General features: G+C 39.6%; 18 protein-coding genes. All 18 read left to right on the top strand.

Annotated elements, in window-relative coordinates; genetic code table 11:
- The first annotated feature begins 410 nt into the window (after positions 1 to 410).
- Positions 411 to 1,580, top strand: a complete 1,170-nt coding sequence (locus SMIDD28_RS08310; protein ID WP_061425566.1) for a pyridoxal phosphate-dependent aminotransferase — start codon at positions 411 to 413, stop codon at positions 1,578 to 1,580.
- Entirely contained in the window at positions 1,577 to 2,347 is a 771-nt protein-coding gene (gene recO / locus SMIDD28_RS08305) for a DNA repair protein RecO (RefSeq protein ID WP_061425565.1), read from the top strand. The genes SMIDD28_RS08310 and recO overlap by 4 nt, the downstream gene beginning before the upstream one ends.
- Complete coding sequence (gene plsX / locus SMIDD28_RS08300) at positions 2,344 to 3,336, top strand: phosphate acyltransferase PlsX (RefSeq protein ID WP_061425564.1); 993 nt, start codon at positions 2,344 to 2,346, stop codon at positions 3,334 to 3,336. The genes recO and plsX overlap by 4 nt, the downstream gene beginning before the upstream one ends.
- Positions 3,337 to 3,341: 5 nt before the next feature.
- Positions 3,342 to 3,575, top strand: coding sequence for an acyl carrier protein (locus tag SMIDD28_RS08295; RefSeq protein WP_000136446.1), 234 nt, complete (start codon positions 3,342 to 3,344; stop codon positions 3,573 to 3,575).
- Positions 3,576 to 3,697: 122 nt separating this feature from the next.
- The gene (locus SMIDD28_RS11725) at positions 3,698 to 3,859 is read left to right on the top strand and encodes a hypothetical protein (RefSeq protein WP_000190273.1); all 162 of its coding nucleotides are present in this window, start codon (positions 3,698 to 3,700) and stop codon (positions 3,857 to 3,859) included.
- Positions 3,860 to 3,862: 3 nt separating this feature from the next.
- Positions 3,863 to 4,519 carry an N-acetyltransferase gene (locus SMIDD28_RS08290; RefSeq protein WP_049551061.1) on the top strand — a complete coding sequence of 219 codons (657 nt, stop codon included), beginning with the start codon at positions 3,863 to 3,865 and terminating at the stop codon, positions 4,517 to 4,519.
- 332 nt (positions 4,520 to 4,851) lie between these two features.
- The gene (locus SMIDD28_RS08285; RefSeq protein ID WP_061425563.1) at positions 4,852 to 6,021 is read left to right on the top strand and encodes a PspC-like choline-binding domain-containing protein; all 1,170 of its coding nucleotides are present in this window, start codon (positions 4,852 to 4,854) and stop codon (positions 6,019 to 6,021) included.
- A 152-nt stretch (positions 6,022 to 6,173) separates the two neighbouring features.
- Positions 6,174 to 6,320, top strand: coding sequence for a smi_0057.1 family bacteriocin-like peptide (locus SMIDD28_RS08280; RefSeq protein ID WP_000425305.1), 147 nt, complete (start codon positions 6,174 to 6,176; stop codon positions 6,318 to 6,320).
- 564 nt (positions 6,321 to 6,884) lie between these two features.
- Positions 6,885 to 7,700: a GHKL domain-containing protein gene (locus SMIDD28_RS12295; RefSeq protein WP_231075169.1), complete on the top strand. Its 816-nt coding sequence runs from the start codon at positions 6,885 to 6,887 to the stop codon at positions 7,698 to 7,700.
- Positions 7,697 to 8,428 (top strand): response regulator transcription factor, encoded by a 732-nt coding sequence (locus tag SMIDD28_RS08270; protein WP_001221869.1) that lies wholly within the window; start codon positions 7,697 to 7,699, stop codon positions 8,426 to 8,428. The genes SMIDD28_RS12295 and SMIDD28_RS08270 overlap by 4 nt, the downstream gene beginning before the upstream one ends.
- Before the next feature lie 691 nt (positions 8,429 to 9,119).
- On the top strand, positions 9,120 to 9,317 hold the full coding sequence (locus SMIDD28_RS08265; protein WP_000180825.1) for a class IIb bacteriocin, lactobin A/cerein 7B family: 198 nt from the start codon (positions 9,120 to 9,122) through the stop codon (positions 9,315 to 9,317).
- A gap of 215 nt (positions 9,318 to 9,532) precedes the next feature.
- A complete protein-coding gene (locus SMIDD28_RS08255; protein ID WP_000357248.1) occupies positions 9,533 to 9,688 on the top strand; it encodes a smi_0061 family bacteriocin-like peptide in 156 nt (51 codons plus the stop codon).
- Positions 9,689 to 9,691: 3 nt separating this feature from the next.
- On the top strand, positions 9,692 to 9,907 hold the full coding sequence (locus SMIDD28_RS12285) for a bacteriocin immunity protein (RefSeq protein ID WP_078836779.1): 216 nt from the start codon (positions 9,692 to 9,694) through the stop codon (positions 9,905 to 9,907).
- 80 nt (positions 9,908 to 9,987) lie between these two features.
- Complete coding sequence (locus SMIDD28_RS08250) at positions 9,988 to 10,167, top strand: hypothetical protein (protein WP_061425561.1); 180 nt, start codon at positions 9,988 to 9,990, stop codon at positions 10,165 to 10,167.
- A gap of 587 nt (positions 10,168 to 10,754) precedes the next feature.
- Positions 10,755 to 12,908 (top strand): peptide cleavage/export ABC transporter ComA, encoded by a 2,154-nt coding sequence (comA, locus tag SMIDD28_RS08245; protein WP_061425560.1) that lies wholly within the window; start codon positions 10,755 to 10,757, stop codon positions 12,906 to 12,908.
- 12 nt (positions 12,909 to 12,920) lie between these two features.
- On the top strand, positions 12,921 to 14,270 hold the full coding sequence (gene comB, locus SMIDD28_RS08240) for a competence pheromone export protein ComB (protein ID WP_061425559.1): 1,350 nt from the start codon (positions 12,921 to 12,923) through the stop codon (positions 14,268 to 14,270).
- 170 nt (positions 14,271 to 14,440) lie between these two features.
- Positions 14,441 to 15,148, top strand: coding sequence for a phosphoribosylaminoimidazolesuccinocarboxamide synthase (gene purC / locus SMIDD28_RS08235; protein WP_061425595.1), 708 nt, complete (start codon positions 14,441 to 14,443; stop codon positions 15,146 to 15,148).
- Between the two features lies 1 nt (position 15,149).
- A partial coding sequence (locus SMIDD28_RS12515) for a phosphoribosylaminoimidazolesuccinocarboxamide synthase (protein ID WP_081103267.1) occupies positions 15,150 to 15,281 on the top strand: 132 nt, incomplete at its 3' end.

Here is a 15,281-nt window from a genome sequence, read left to right as displayed (position 1 = left end):
TCCACCTCTGGTATTTCTTTTTGTCCAGTTATATTAAAACTAAACTCAGGTTATATTTTTTTGTCGCGCTTATCTAACCACTTTCTGACTATCCACTCAGAAATGACATTACCGGTAATAGTAATCAGTAATGGTGCTAGAATAGTTGTAACGAAGATTATCAAAATCTCAATACTCGTCGAAAATCTCATGATACGTTGTCATCTTCGGCTTACCTAACTTTAGTTATGCTTTCACCTCGATTCCTAGTCTCATGAGATTTTCATTGAGTATTCTAAAAACATAGTGTTGTAATCAATTTAAATTAACATACTTCAATTTGTTATGCTAGCGTTATTCTATCATGTATTTTTGCGGTCGGGGGTCTTTTGTAGTATAATAGAGATACGTTTTTACAGTAGGAGGTATCTATGGACTTAACTAAGCGCTTTAATAAACAGTTAGATAAGATTCAAGTTTCGTTGATTCGTCAGTTTGACCAGGCTATTTCGGAGATTCCTGGGGTCTTGCGTTTGACCTTGGGGGAACCTGATTTTACAACGCCAAATCATGTCAAGGAGGCGGCCAAGCGAGCGATTGACCAGAACCAATCCTACTATACAGGGATGAGTGGCCTGCTGACTCTACGTCAGGCAGCCAGTGACTTTGTTAAGGAAAAGTACCAACTGGACTATGCTCCTGAAAATGAAATCTTGGTTACAATTGGGGCGACAGAGGCTTTATCTGCTACTTTGACGGCTATTTTGGAAGAGGGAGACAAGGTGCTCTTGCCAGCTCCTGCCTATCCAGGCTATGAACCGATTGTCAATCTAGTTGGGGCAGAGATTGTCGAGATTGACACAACTGAAAATGGGTTTGTCTTGACTCCTGAGATGTTGGAGAAGGCCATTTTAGAGCAGGGAGACAAGCTCAAGGCGGTTATTCTTAACTATCCAGCTAATCCGACAGGAATTACTTATAGTCGGGAGCAGTTGGAAGCCTTGGCAGCTGTTTTACGCAAGTACGAGATTTTCGTTGTCTGTGATGAGGTCTATTCAGAATTGACTTACACAGGGGAAGCCCATGTGTCTCTGGGAACTATGTTGAGAGATCAGGCTATCATTATCAATGGTCTATCTAAATCACATGCCATGACCGGTTGGCGTTTGGGTCTGATTTTCGCTCCTGCGGTCTTTACAGCCCAGTTGATAAAGAGTCACCAATATTTGGTTACTGCCGCAAATACCATGGCTCAACACGCTGCGGTGGAAGCCTTGACGGCTGGTAAAAATGATGCGGAACCTATGAAGAAGGAATACATCCAGCGTCGGGACTATATCATCGAGAAAATGACTGCTCTTGGTTTTGAGATTATTAAACCAGACGGTGCCTTCTATATCTTTGCTAAGATTCCAGATGGCTACAATCAAGATTCCTTTGCTTTTCTGAAGGATTTTGCTCAGAAGAAGGCTGTTGCCTTTATCCCTGGTGCTGCCTTTGGGCGTTACGGAGAAGGCTATGTGCGTCTGTCTTATGCGGCTAGCATGGAGACGATTAAAGAAGCCATGAAACGTCTTGAGGAGTACATGAGAGAAGCATGATTCAGTCTATCACGAGTCAAGGCTTGGTGCTCTACAATCGCAATTTTCGTGAGGATGACAAGCTCGTCAAGATTTTTACTGAGCAGGCTGGCAAACGCATGTTTTTCGTCAAACATGCTGGTCAGTCTAAGCTGGGCCCTGTTATTCAGCCCTTGGTGCTGGCACGATTTCTCTTGCGAATCAATGATGACGGACTTAGCTACATTGAGGACTATCACGAGGTGATGACCTTTCCAAAGATTAATAGCGACCTCTTTGTCATGGCCTATGCGACCTATGTGGCGGCTCTTGCCGATGCTAGTTTGCAGGACAATCAGCAGGATGCTCCCTTGTTTGCTTTTTTGCAAAAGACTTTGGAGTTGATGGAAGCTGGCTTGGATTATCAAATTTTGACCAATATTTTTGAAATTCAAATCTTGACTCGATTTGGAATCAGCCTCAATTTTAATGAGTGTGTCTTCTGCCATCGGGTTGGTCAGGCTTTTGACTTTTCTTTCAAATATGGAGCCTGCCTCTGTCCAGAGCATTATCATGAGGATGAGAGACGTTGCCATCTCAATCCCAATATCCCTTATTTGCTCAATCAGTTTCAAGCCATTGATTTTGAAACCTTGGAGACCATTTCGCTCAAGCCTGAAATCAAGCAAGAACTACGCCAATTTATGGATCAACTCTACGAAGAATACGTTGGGATTCACCTAAAATCAAAGAAATTTATTGATTCCCTAGCAGACTGGGGTCAATTACTAAAAGAGGAAAAGAAATGAAAAAAATCGCAGTAGATGCCATGGGAGGCGATTACGCACCTCAGGCCATCGTTGAGGGTGTCAATCAAGCCCTAGCTGACTTTTCAGATATCGAGGTTCAACTCTACGGAGATGAAGCTAAAATCAAGCAATATCTGACAGCAACAGAGCGCGTCAGCATTATCCATACGGATGAAAAGATTGATTCAGACGATGAACCTACGAGAGCTATTCGGAAGAAGAAGAATGCCAGTATGGTCTTGGCGGCCAAGGCTGTCAAAGAGGGTGAAGCAGACGCTGTCCTCTCGGCTGGGAATACAGGTGCTTTACTAGCAGCAGGATTTTTCATCGTGGGTCGTATCAAGAATATCGATCGTCCTGGGCTTATGTCAACATTGCCGACTATTGATGGGAAGGGGTTTGACATGCTGGACCTCGGTGCTAATGCGGAAAATACAGCCCAGCACCTCCATCAATATGCGGTTCTAGGTTCTTTCTATGCTAAAAATGTCCGTGGCATTGCGCAACCACGCGTTGGCTTGCTCAATAACGGAACAGAAAGTAGTAAGGGCGACCCGCTTCGTAAGGAAACCTATGAATTACTAGTGGCTGATGAAAGTTTAAACTTTATCGGAAACGTGGAAGCGCGTGATTTGATGAATGGCGTTGCGGATGTTGTTGTGGCAGATGGTTTCACGGGAAACGCTGTGCTCAAGTCCATCGAAGGGACAGCCATGGGAATCATGGGTTTGCTCAAGACCGCTATTACAGGTGGAGGTCTTCGAGCGAAACTAGGTGCCCTCCTTCTCAAGGACAGCCTCAGAGGTTTGAAAAAACAGCTCAACTATTCAGATGTTGGTGGAGCGGTTTTGTTTGGTGTCAAGGCACCGGTTATCAAGACTCATGGCTCAAGCAATGCCAAGGCTGTCTATAGTACGATTCGCCAGATTCGTACCATGCTAGAAACAGACGTAGTTTCCCAGACTGCGCGTGAATTTTCAGGAGAATAAAAGAGATGACAGAAAAAGAAATTTTTGACCGTATTGTGACCATTATCCAAGAGCGACAGGGAGAGGACTTTGTCGTGACAGAATCCTTGAGTCTGAAAGACGATTTGGATGCGGACTCAGTCGACTTGATGGAGTTTATCTTGACACTGGAAGATGAATTTAATATCGAAATCAGCGATGAGGAAATTGACCAACTGCAAAGTGTAGGAGATGTTGTTAAAATCATTCAAGGAAAATAGCAATCGGAGTTCCAAGGCAACGGAAGTAGATGGTTTTTAGAAATGAGGAATATCGGATATCCTTGTAAAAATGGGAAAAACACGTTATAATGGACTTATTAGAAGAGAAAGGAAGTATACTCGTGGCTACATTTAGTATTACTCGTGATATCACACTCACAAAAGAAGATTTTGAAAAAATTCAAGCCTCTAAATCAACTGATTTGTTGCTTGATATTATCAAAAAGAATACAGATAAACAAGAACAACCTTCCTTACTAGGTCTAGAGAAGCTGGTAAGATAAAGTATGAAATTATATGCCTTACCACTAGGGGATGTCATCAAATTCATACGACAAACCGTTATTACTAGAAATCCTGAATATACTAATGAACGGAGAATACGTCAAAAAGTCCGTGAGAACTTCTCTAAGATTGTTTCTGAGCAAGTGTCGTTTGGTAAAAATGAGGATATGTTAGAGTATCTTAAAAATGACGCAATTACAACAGAGCTGACACATAAATCGAGAAATTTTATTATTATTGATCAAGAGATATCAGGAGAGAGATTTGAGATTTTAGGTTTTTTTACACTAACATTAAAAATTGTTAATGTTCAAGAATTAGATAATGATAGCAAAAAATCTTTTGTTTTAAGTGGGAAAAATGCTAGAAACTTAAATTATATACCTGGTCTTTTGATTGCTCAATTTGGAAGAAATTTACACTTTAATAAAATTACTGGTCAGCAAGTTATGGAATTAGTTGTTGACAAAATTCAATTAGCCCAGAGCATTTTAGGGGGTAAAATGGTTTATTTGGATAGTGTCAATGAAGATAAAGTGATTAATTTTTATAAATCGTTTGGTTTTGTTGAATACGGTGAGATTATTAGGGATAATAAGCACCCTGATGTATACTATCAACCAATGGCTCTTGATATGACAAAAGTGATTGTTGAGTAGATATAGGAGTTCCAAGGCACTTGCTTTGGAATTTTTCTTTGGTTCAAGTGACCGTTTAGGAACAGATTTAGTCTTTCTAGGGACAGTAGAAATCTGAGGAGAAATAGGGGATATAATAGAGTCAGAAAAAATCAATCTCCAAAAAGGAGAAAAAGAAAGGATTTTTATAGAGTTATAGCAATACGGTATTACTCAAAATACAATTCGTAGATATTGGTAATATTGTCTAATTTTTCACAATATTATTGACTTTGACAATGAAAAGTATTAGAATATAGCTAAATAAAGAGGGGAAGCCCTCTTATAGCTGTTCAATAAAGGAGGAAATAGCTATGAAAAAATCTAAATTACTTACTCTTGGTTTGCTTGCAGGTGCTGGTCTGCTTTTATCTATCAACCAAGCACAGGCTGCAGATACTTGGGTTAAAAATGGTGCTGACTGGAATCTTTCTCAAGATGGCAGTCTCGCTAAGGATAAATGGGTACAAAATGCTGGTTCTTGGTACCATTTTGACGGTTCTGGAAAAATGCAGACAGGCTGGTTCAAAGACGGTGATACTTGGTATTCACTAGCAGATAGTGGCGCCATGCGTACTGGCTGGTACAAGGAAGGAAATACATGGTACTCACTAGCAAATAGTGGTGCTATGCGTACAGGTTGGTACAAAGAAGGATCAACTTGGTACTACCTAAAAGACAGTGGCGCTATGGCAACAGGATGGGCGACTGCAAATGGTAAATGGGCTTACTTTGAAAAATCAGGTGCTATGGTCGCAGACAGAGCTGTTCCAGCCAGTGATGGGGAAAGTTATGTCATTGGTAAGGATGGCTATCTAGCAAATAGAAAAGATGCTGGATACAATATTCATGATATTGTCAAACTTGGAGATGGGCAAGAATATTTGCTAAATGCTAAAGGTGACGATGTTATTATTGAAAAAAACACTTGGTATATCAGACCAGAGTTCCAGAAGTTTTCTAACAAATATGGGGATGAGGTTGCAAATACTACCTTAGCTTTAGTGGATAATAAAGAAGAAGGACAAGAAATTGATCCTAAGGCAGTTGTACAGAACTTCCAAAACTTACCAAATCGCTACTACTTTGATGAAAATGGACATCGTGTGGTTAATATCCCAGCAATGACAACCTATTCAGAGATTAAAAAAGTTGGTAATGATGCCTATTTAGAAAATCCAGGTGCACGACTTCGTCTTGGAGCTACCCACTTTACAATCAATAACAATAAACTATACTATTTAGAAAATGAGCAAGGTAAGCTCAAAACAGGTTACTTTGTATTGATTGATGATGGTATGGCTACAACCCACTATCACATCCTAGCCTATGCGGATCAATCTGGTGAAATTCTTAAGATGAAACGCTTGCCATCAGGAGTTTCAGATTATCTTGATAAAGAAATTGATGGTTTATACGGTGAAAAAATTAAGATTGAATCTCCACACTCAAACGAATATTATAAAGTGGTTGTGGTTAAATAAAAATAACATCTTCACAACTAATCGTTAACACTCTAACCAATATACCATTTTCAGGAGGCTTTAGATTTCTTGTATTTCAAAAGAGAACTAAAGCCTTTTGTAGATGGAACAGGGGATAGAGTTATCTATAAAATAATGAAAAGGAGTCTGTCATGGAAATGAAAAATACATTTGTAGAATTGGAACAATTTGAAGAGTTAACCCCAGAGGTATTGAAGGAAGTGAATGGTGGAGGGATTTTTGAAGATGCCGTAAAATGGTGCGATAAGTTATTTAGTACGGGTAGACACTTTGCTTAAATTCACAGTATTCGTTAGAGATCAGATTTATTTATGATTATTTTAGAATTCTTAGTTTCTGTGCTATATCTACTGTTGGTAGTCGTTTCAACCATGGTGCCTACTATTTATTTGGGTGCTCAAATTTCCCCAGAATTTTATAAGAAACGTTATTGGGTCCTTGTATTTTTAATTAGTTTATCTGCTCGTCAAACATTTGGAGAATTATTCCATATAGGAATCATTCTCTTCTTTTACTGTGTTTTTTTATTAGAATTGCATAAAAGAAAAGGGGAAGCTTTTTTTCTTTCTCTGTATCTTTTTCTCTTCTTTCAGAGTATTCGTTATTTATTTTTGACAATTTGGATTCGTGTATTATCCGGTGAGCCTTGTTGTTTTGTAGATTCGTTTTCCACCTTATATAGATCTGTATTTGATTTATTATCAATCTTTCTATGTTGTAAAATTATGAAGCGTTGGTCTTTGAATTTGGATTTATTCTTTTCAGATGCTTTCAAAACCCACTATCATAAGAGTTTTTTCATTATCCTACCTCTGACTGTATTTAGGATATTCTCTTCGTTTATGACTAATAGAAATAGTTCTTTCTACGTTCGTTTTGACACGACCATTTCTCTTCTGATTTTCATTCTCTTTTTCTCTTGGCTCTTTTACATCAAGCATTTGGAGCAGGTTTATCGTGATGAGCAGACCATTCAGAGACAGGAAGATGAAAATCGTTCCTTGCAAGGGATGGTGGATAAGCTGGGTCATCTCTATGATGAAGTTCGAGGTTTCCGTCATGATTTTGCAGGGATTGTCGCCAGTATGGAGCCTGCCATAGCCAATCAAGACATGGCTGAGGTGTCTACCATTTATCAAGATGTCTTTCTAAAGACCAATGAAAAGTTGAGAAAGGCAGATTACACAGCCTTTAATCTTCACAATATCCATGACATATCCATTCGCAATACCTTGGCAAAAACCATGATTGTGGCAGATAATCAGGGAATTCATTTTAGTTTGGAGACGGTGGGGGTCGTAGAAGAGCTAGCATTGCCAATGTTGGAGGCCATTCGTATCCTCTCTATCCTCACGACAAATGCCTTAGAGGCAGCCAGTGAGGCTGAAAATCCGCAGATTCGGGTTGCTTTATTGGCAGGTGATAGGAGTGTCCGTTTTATCATTGAAAACACTCGTAAGAAAGAAGAACTGAATCCCAGCATTCTCAGTCAAAAGGGGTATTCGACCAAGGGTAACCACAGTGGACTGGGCTTAGCGACCTTGGAGGATATGATTTTTCATTATGATTTAAACTTAGATACTCAGCTAGGAGAGACGACCTTTAGACAAGATTTAGAATTGCCATTTAAGGATGAGAAACGAGGGGGAGAGGAATGAGAATTTTAGTTTTGGAAGACGATAGAGTCCAGCAAGGACGGATAGAGCAGACTTTGCTAGATATCGGTCGCTCTCGCAATTTGAGATTGGAAATTGATATTGCTAAAAACTATGGAGATGTTGAAAAGTATTCTCAGTATTTTGACCATTACCAGCTCTATTTATTAGATTTAGAGATTGATGGAGAGCGTGAACGGGGCTTTCAGGTTGCTCAACAGGTTCGGGAGCGAGATCCCTTTACAAGTATTGTCTTTGTGTCCACACACTCGGAGGCCTTGCCTCTAGCTTTTCGCTATCACTTGTCTGCCTTGGATTTTATTTCCAAGGATCAGCCAGAGGAAGATTACCGTCATCAGTTGGAGCGCTGTCTGGACTATGTACTGGCAGTGGACAAGAGGGAAAATATGCGTCTCTTCACCTATAGTTTTGAGGGAAGACGGGGCTTTACTCTACCCTACCATGAGATTTTAGCCTTTGAAACCTCAGTGGAATCTCATCGTATCAAGGTCTATTATGCCAATCATTCTATCAAGACCATTTATGGCAGTCTCAAAGATATCGCTGCCAAGGCTGAAAAAGATTACTTTGTCTATGCCAATCGCAATACTTTAGTCAGTTTACAGGCTATTGAAGAGATGACTGCCACAGAAGTGACCTTGTTAGAAGGCTTGCATTTCCCCGTATCACGGACAGCCAGAAGAACACTTAAAAAACATCTCAATGTCTAATATTTGTTAGACTTGGATGAGTTTATCAATAAGAATGTCGGAAAATTTTCTGATATTCTTATTTTTTTGACTTTTTTTTCGAATAGATAAGTAAGAGGAAAAGGAAAGGAGCTTAGTTCATGTTTATATCAATGTTCTACCCATGGTTCACTGAGTTATTTTTTAAATAAAATTTAATTTAGTTGTACGTTTTCGAAATTTTTTTCGAATAGATAAGTAAGAGGAAAAGGAAAGGAGTTTGCTTCATGTATCTACCAATTTTCTATTCATGGTATATTAAATTATTTTTTAAATAAAATTTGATTTAGTTGTTTATTTTCGAATTCTTTTTCGAATAGATAAGTAAGAGGAAAAAGAAAGGAGTCTGGTTTATGTATCTACCAATCTTGTATCCGTGGTTTACTAAATTATTTTTCAAATAAATTTAATTTAGTTGTACATTTTCGAATTATTTTTCGAATAAATAAGTGAGAGGAAAAGGAAGGAGACTACGCGATGTATTTACCAATCTTATTGCCATGGTTTATCAAATGGTATTTAAAATAAATGAAATTTACCTGTTCATTTTAAATCACTTCTCAAATAGATAAGTGAGACGAAAAGGAATTTAGTAATTTATCTATTCTGGTTTTTAAAATGGTTTAAGAGCCAGAAATCGTAAACTAAAAAATAGAAATAAAGGAGAAAAAAGATGACAAATTTTGACAAAATGGAACAGAACTTTGTAGCTCTTACAGAAGAAGAGTTGATGAATGTAGATGGAGGAATTGCACCAATTATTATTGGTGGTGTAGTTATTGGTTGGAAATTAATTGGAGGTGTAGCTGCGCTTGCTACAGTTTCAGCAGGTGCGGGCATAGCTGCAGGATATTATGCTAATCGACCATAATTTTGTAGATATATATATGAAATTTGTTAAATTAATGTTGAAGATTTGGCCTGAGCTTATGGTATTACTTAGTTCAATATCTTATACAATTATCAGGTTGGTAGCTGATGTGAATAAGCTACCCTTACCTACATGGTTTGATGATTTTAATATACCAACAATTTCATTGTTTTTAATGGTATTCATTTTATTATATAGAAGTAAAGGAGAAAAGAATGGATAAATTTCAAGTAGTTGATGAGAAAGATTTGCAAGTAATTGAAGGAGGAATTGAACCTATTTCGATTATATTTGGCCTAAGTGCTATTGCATTTGGTGCATTTGGGGCTGGTTACACATTTGGTTCAGATTTGGCTCGTCGTGGGCGTTAGATAATGAACAACCGCAACCTTAATCTTAATACATTGTTACCTAAACTAGCCACTATATTTCCTTTATTGGGAATAACTCTTAATCTCGCGCTTCATGTGATTCGTACAGGTTCGTTAGTATCCTTTAATTGGCAATGGACTTTAGTTGGGTTGCTTTTCTCAGCATATTTTGGTATTTTTCGCAAAGATTTGTCAAAAAATAATCAAAACTATAAATGAAGAACATGAATCAAAAGGATTTTGTGTATATGAATGGTAGCGTTTTTCCGCCATTCTTGTCAGGTAATTAGGAGTTTCTTATGAAAACATTTTTATTAGGTTTTGCTGAGGGTTATTTTACCGTATCGCTCATAATCTACATCGCAACGTATTTGATTTTGAAAAATCCGATCAATACTCTATTTTATCCAGAAATTTACCCTGTTTTATTTGGGCTCTTTTATCTAGGATATAAGGCCAATAAAAAGCGAGTAGAGTAAACAGTTAAGAATGACTTGTTAGTTTGCGCTGAAAATAGCTAGGCTAGAATCTAAGAATGCATCACATCGGAGTTTAAAAGGAGTAACTATGAATCGTAATTTAGAACGGTGTTATCTATTCTGACTAGTAATAGATCATACCAGAGGTGGCTTAGAAATAGCAGGGACATTAGAAATTGAAGTAACTTTAAATAGGATGTCGTAAAGGTTATTATCAATGATTTATTTGTTCCAAGCTTGCCTAGGGTGTCAGTAAAACATCAATTTCCTTTCATAGCATATTTTTAGTAGGTAGAACGCTTGTTCTGCCTATTTTTTTATCCAAAAAGTGCAGTTGGGAGGGAGATAGGCGCATTTGGGGAGGAAGTCCAGTTTTTGTTTGGGGATTGGGGTAAGATAGTTGTTATCAGATGAGTTTATACTCTTCGAAAATCAAATTCAAACCACGTCAATGTCGCCTTGCCGTGTAGATGTTACTGACTTCGTCAGTTCTATCTACAACCTCAAAGCCGTGCTTTGAGCAACCTGCGGCTAGTTTCCTAGTTTGCTCTTTGATTTTCATTGAGTATTAGGAAAAGGAGATGAATATGAAATTTGGGAAACGTCACTATCGTCCGCAGGTGGATCAGATGGACTGCGGTGTAGCTTCATTAGCCATGGTTTTTGGCTACTATGGTAGCTATTATTCTTTGGCTCACTTGCGAGAATTGGCCAAGACGACCATGGATGGGACGACGGCTTTGGGCTTGGTCAAGGTGGCAGAGGAAATTGGTTTTGAGACGCGAGCCATTAAGGCGGATATGACGCTTTTTGACTTGCCAGATTTGACTTTTCCTTTTGTTGCCCATGTGCTTAAGGAAGGGAAATTGCTCCACTACTATGTGGTGACTGGGCAGGACAAGGATAGCATTCATATTGCCGATCCAGATCCTGGGGTGAAATTGACCAAACTGCCACGTGAGCGTTTTGCGGAAGAATGGACAGGAGTTACTTTGTTTATGGCACCTAGTCCAGACTACAAGCCTCATAAGGATCAAAAGAATGGTTTGCTCTCTTTTATCCCTATATTAGTGAAGCAGCGTGGCTTGATTGCCAATATCGTTTTGGCAACACTCTTGGTAACCTTGATTAACATTGTGGGTTCTTATTATCTGCAGTCTATCATTGATACCTATGTGCCAGATCAGATGCGTTCGACGCTGGGGATTATTTCTATTGGGTTGGTCATCGTCTATATTCTCCAGCAGATTTTGTCTTACGCTCAGGAGTATCTCTTACTTGTTTTGGGGCAACGCTTATCGATTGATGTGATTTTGTCCTATATCAAGCATGTTTTTCACCTGCCTATGTCCTTCTTTGCGACACGCAGGACAGGGGAAATCGTGTCTCGTTTTACAGATGCTAATAGTATCATCGATGCGCTGGCTTCGACCATTCTTTCGATTTTCCTAGATGTGTCAACGGTTGTCATTATTTCCCTTGTTTTATTTTCACAAAATACCAATCTCTTTTTCATGACTTTATTGGCACTTCCTATCTATACAGTGATTATCTTTGCCTTTATGAAGCCGTTTGAAAAGATGAACCGGGATACCATGGAAGCCAATGCGGTTCTGTCTTCTTCTATCATTGAGGACATCAACGGTATTGAGACTATCAAGTCTTTGACCAGTGAAAGTCAGCGTTACCAAAAGATTGATAAGGAATTTGTGGATTATCTGAAAAAATCCTTTACCTATAGTCGAGCAGAGAGTCAGCAAAAGGCTCTGAAAAAAGTTGCCCATCTCTTGCTCAATGTCGGAATTCTCTGGATGGGGGCTGTTCTGGTTATGGATGGCAAGATGAGTTTGGGGCAGTTGATTACCTATAATACCTTGCTGGTTTATTTTACCAATCCTTTGGAAAATATCATCAATCTGCAAACCAAGCTTCAGACAGCGCAGGTTGCCAATAACCGTCTGAATGAGGTTTATCTGGTAGCTTCTGAGTTTGAGGAGAAGAAAACAGTTGAGGATCTGAGCTTGATGAAGGGAGATATGACCTTCAAGCAGGTTTACTACAAGTATGGCTATGGTCGAGATGTCTTGTCAGACATCAATTTGACCATTCCCCAAGGTTCTAAAGTGGCTTTTGTGGGAATTTCAGGGTCAGGTAAGACGACATTGGCCAAGATGATGGTTAATTTTTATGATCCAAGTCAGGGAGAGATTAGTCTGGGTGGTGTCAATCTCAATCAGATTGATAAAAAGGCCTTGCGCCAGTATATCAACTATCTGCCTCAACAGCCCTATGTCTTTAATGGAACGATTTTGGACAATCTTCTTTTGGGAGCCAAGGAGGGGACGACACAGGAAGATATCTTACGGGCAGTCGAGTTGGCAGAGATTCGGGAGGACATTGAGCGCATGCCCCTGAATTACCAGACAGAGTTGACTTCGGATGGGGCAGGGATTTCAGGTGGACAACGTCAGAGAATTGCTTTGGCGCGTGCTCTCTTGACAGATGCGCCGGTCTTGATTTTGGATGAGGCGACCAGCAGTTTGGATATTTTGACAGAGAAGCGAATTGTCGATAATCTGATGGCTTTAGATAAAACCTTGATTTTCATCGCCCACCGCTTGACCATTGCTGAGCGGACAGAGAAGGTTGTTGTCTTGGATCAGGGCAAGATTGTTGAAGAAGGAAAGCATGCTGATTTGCTTGCACAGGGTGGCTTTTACGCCCATTTGGTGAATAGCTAGAAAGAGGAGAGGATGAAACCAGAATTTTTAGAAAGTGCGGAGTTTTATAATCGTCGTTACCATAATTTTTCCAGTCGGGTGATTGTACCCATGTCCCTTCTACTCGTGTTTTTACTTGGATTTGCAACATTTGCAGAGAAGGAGATGAGTTTGTCTACTAGAGCTACTGTCGAACCTAGTCGTATCCTTGCAAATATCCAGTCAACTAGCAACAATCGTATTCTTGTCAATTATTTGGAAGAAAATAAGCTGGTTAAAAAGGGAGAACTGTTGGTTCAATATCAAGAAGGGGCAGAGGGTGTCCAAGCGGAGGCCTATGCTAGTCAGTTGGACATGCTCAAGGATCAAAAAAAGCAATTGGAGTATTTGCAAAAAAGTCTGCAAGAAGGGGAGAACCACTTTCCAGAGGAGGATAAATTTGGCTACCAAGCCACCTTTCGTGACTACATCAGCCAAGCAGGCAGTCTTAGGGCTAGTACATCGCAACAAAACGAGACCATCGCGTCCCAGAATGCAGCAACTAGTCAAACCCAAGCTGAAATCGGGAATCTCATCAGCCAAACAGAGGCTAAAATTCGCGATTACCAGACAGCTAAGTCAGCTATGGAAACAGGTGCTTCCTTGGCCAGTCAGAATCTAGCCTACTCTCTCTACCAGTCCTACCAGTCTCAGGGCGAGGAAAATTCGCAATCTAAGGCCCAGGCTATTGCGCAGGTTGAAGCACAGCTTTCTCAGTTAGAATCCAGTCTTGCTACTTACCGTGTCCAATATGCAGGTTCGGGTGCCCAGCAAGCCTATGCGTCAGGGTTAAGCAGTCAATTAGAGTCCCTTAAATCCCAACATTTGGCTAAGGTTGGTCAGGAATTGACTATTTTAGACCAGAAAATCTTGGAGGTGGAGTCAGGTAAGAAGGTTCAGGGAAGTCTTCTAGACAAGGGGAAAATTACGGCGAGTGAGGATGGGGTACTTCATCTTAATCCTGAGACCAGTGATTCTAGCATGGTTGCAGAAGGTGCCCTACTAGCCCAACTCTATCCGTCCTTGGAGAAAGAAGGGAAAGCTAAACTCACAGCCTATCTTAGTTCAAAAGATATAGCAAGAATCAAGGTCGGTGATTCTGTTCGCTATACGACGACTCATGATGCCAAGAATCAACTTTTCCTAGATTCTACTATTACCAGCATAGATGCGACAGCTACTAAGACTGAGAAAGGGAATTTCTTTAAAATCGAGGCGGAGACTAATCTAACTTCGGAGCAGGCTGAAAAACTTCGGTACGGGGTGGAAGGTCGCCTGCAGATGATTACGGGCAAGAAAAGTTACCTACGTTATTATTTAGATCAATTTTTGAACAAAGAGTAATGTTCGTGTTGTTAGAGTTAAATGATTTTAAAACTGTGAGAAAGATTCTTCTTGCAGTTTTTTTCTTTATGATTTTTGAAATACATCTGCTATTTATTCGTTTAAATTCTTGTATTTTTTGGTTTTTTATGGTAGAATGTGCTCAAGTAATACGAAAGGCGAACTTTAAAATGTCAAAACAATTGATCTATTCGGGAAAAGCTAAAGATATCTATACAACTGAAGATGAAAATCTTATTATTTCAACTTACAAGGACCAGGCGACTGCTTTCAATGGTGTCAAGAAGGAGCAGATTGCAGGTAAGGGAGTGTTGAATAATCAGATTTCATCTTTTATTTTTGAGAAGTTAAATGCGGCTGGTGTGGCGACTCACTTTGTGGAGAAACTTTCAGACACGGAACAACTCAATAAAAAGGTTGAGATTATTCCTCTGGAAGTCGTGCTTCGCAATTACACGGCTGGTTCCTTTTCAAAACGTTTTGGTGTGGATGAGGGAATCGCCTTGGAGACTCCGATTGTCGAATTTTACTACAAAAATGATGATTTGGATGATCCATTTATCAATGACGAGCATGTGAAATTCCTACAGATTGCGGATGACCAGCAGATTGCCTACTTGAAGGAAGAAACCCGTCGTATCAATGAACTCTTGAAAGCTTGGTTTGCTGAGATTGGGCTTAAGTTGATTGACTTTAAGCTAGAGTTCGGTTTTGACAAGGATGGCAAGATTATCTTAGCAGATGAATTTTCACCAGATAACTGCCGCTTGTGGGATGCGGATGGCAACCACATGGATAAGGATGTTTTCCGTAGAGGACTAGGTGAATTAACCGATGTTTATGAGATTGTTTGGGAAAAGTTGCAAGGTTTGAAATAATCTGTTTGCAACGGAAAACCTTCGTCTCTCAACTAAAAGGACTCAGGCTGAAAAGGTCCCCCAGACCTTTTCACTCCGTAGAGGATTGGGAGAACTAACCGACGTTTACGAGATTGTTTGGGAAAAGTTGCAA

Origin of the sequence: Streptococcus mitis, assembly GCF_001579045.1 — a bacterium.
GTDB lineage: Bacteria > Bacillota > Bacilli > Lactobacillales > Streptococcaceae > Streptococcus > Streptococcus mitis_D.
Note: the sequence above shows the minus strand (reverse complement) of the source record. Positions and strands in the feature narration are given on the sequence as shown.

What these genes read in the sequence shown, in the direction of transcription:
- SMIDD28_RS08310 (WP_061425566.1), top strand. Translation starts at nt 411, where the DNA reads ATGGACTTAACTAAGCGCTTTAATAAACAGTTAGATAAGATTCAAGTT.
- recO (WP_061425565.1), top strand. Translation starts at nt 1,577, where the DNA reads ATGATTCAGTCTATCACGAGTCAAGGCTTGGTGCTCTACAATCGCAAT.
- plsX (WP_061425564.1), top strand. Translation starts at nt 2,344, where the DNA reads ATGAAAAAAATCGCAGTAGATGCCATGGGAGGCGATTACGCACCTCAG.
- SMIDD28_RS08295 (WP_000136446.1), top strand. Translation starts at nt 3,342, where the DNA reads ATGACAGAAAAAGAAATTTTTGACCGTATTGTGACCATTATCCAAGAG.
- SMIDD28_RS08290 (WP_049551061.1), top strand. Translation starts at nt 3,863, where the DNA reads ATGAAATTATATGCCTTACCACTAGGGGATGTCATCAAATTCATACGA.
- SMIDD28_RS08285 (WP_061425563.1), top strand. Translation starts at nt 4,852, where the DNA reads ATGAAAAAATCTAAATTACTTACTCTTGGTTTGCTTGCAGGTGCTGGT.
- SMIDD28_RS08280 (WP_000425305.1), top strand. Translation starts at nt 6,174, where the DNA reads ATGGAAATGAAAAATACATTTGTAGAATTGGAACAATTTGAAGAGTTA.
- SMIDD28_RS12295 (WP_231075169.1), top strand. Translation starts at nt 6,885, where the DNA reads ATGACTAATAGAAATAGTTCTTTCTACGTTCGTTTTGACACGACCATT.
- SMIDD28_RS08270 (WP_001221869.1), top strand. Translation starts at nt 7,697, where the DNA reads ATGAGAATTTTAGTTTTGGAAGACGATAGAGTCCAGCAAGGACGGATA.
- SMIDD28_RS08265 (WP_000180825.1), top strand. Translation starts at nt 9,120, where the DNA reads ATGACAAATTTTGACAAAATGGAACAGAACTTTGTAGCTCTTACAGAA.
- SMIDD28_RS08255 (WP_000357248.1), top strand. Translation starts at nt 9,533, where the DNA reads ATGGATAAATTTCAAGTAGTTGATGAGAAAGATTTGCAAGTAATTGAA.
- SMIDD28_RS12285 (WP_078836779.1), top strand. Translation starts at nt 9,692, where the DNA reads ATGAACAACCGCAACCTTAATCTTAATACATTGTTACCTAAACTAGCC.
- SMIDD28_RS08250 (WP_061425561.1), top strand. Translation starts at nt 9,988, where the DNA reads ATGAAAACATTTTTATTAGGTTTTGCTGAGGGTTATTTTACCGTATCG.
- comA (WP_061425560.1), top strand. Translation starts at nt 10,755, where the DNA reads ATGAAATTTGGGAAACGTCACTATCGTCCGCAGGTGGATCAGATGGAC.
- comB (WP_061425559.1), top strand. Translation starts at nt 12,921, where the DNA reads ATGAAACCAGAATTTTTAGAAAGTGCGGAGTTTTATAATCGTCGTTAC.
- purC (WP_061425595.1), top strand. Translation starts at nt 14,441, where the DNA reads ATGTCAAAACAATTGATCTATTCGGGAAAAGCTAAAGATATCTATACA.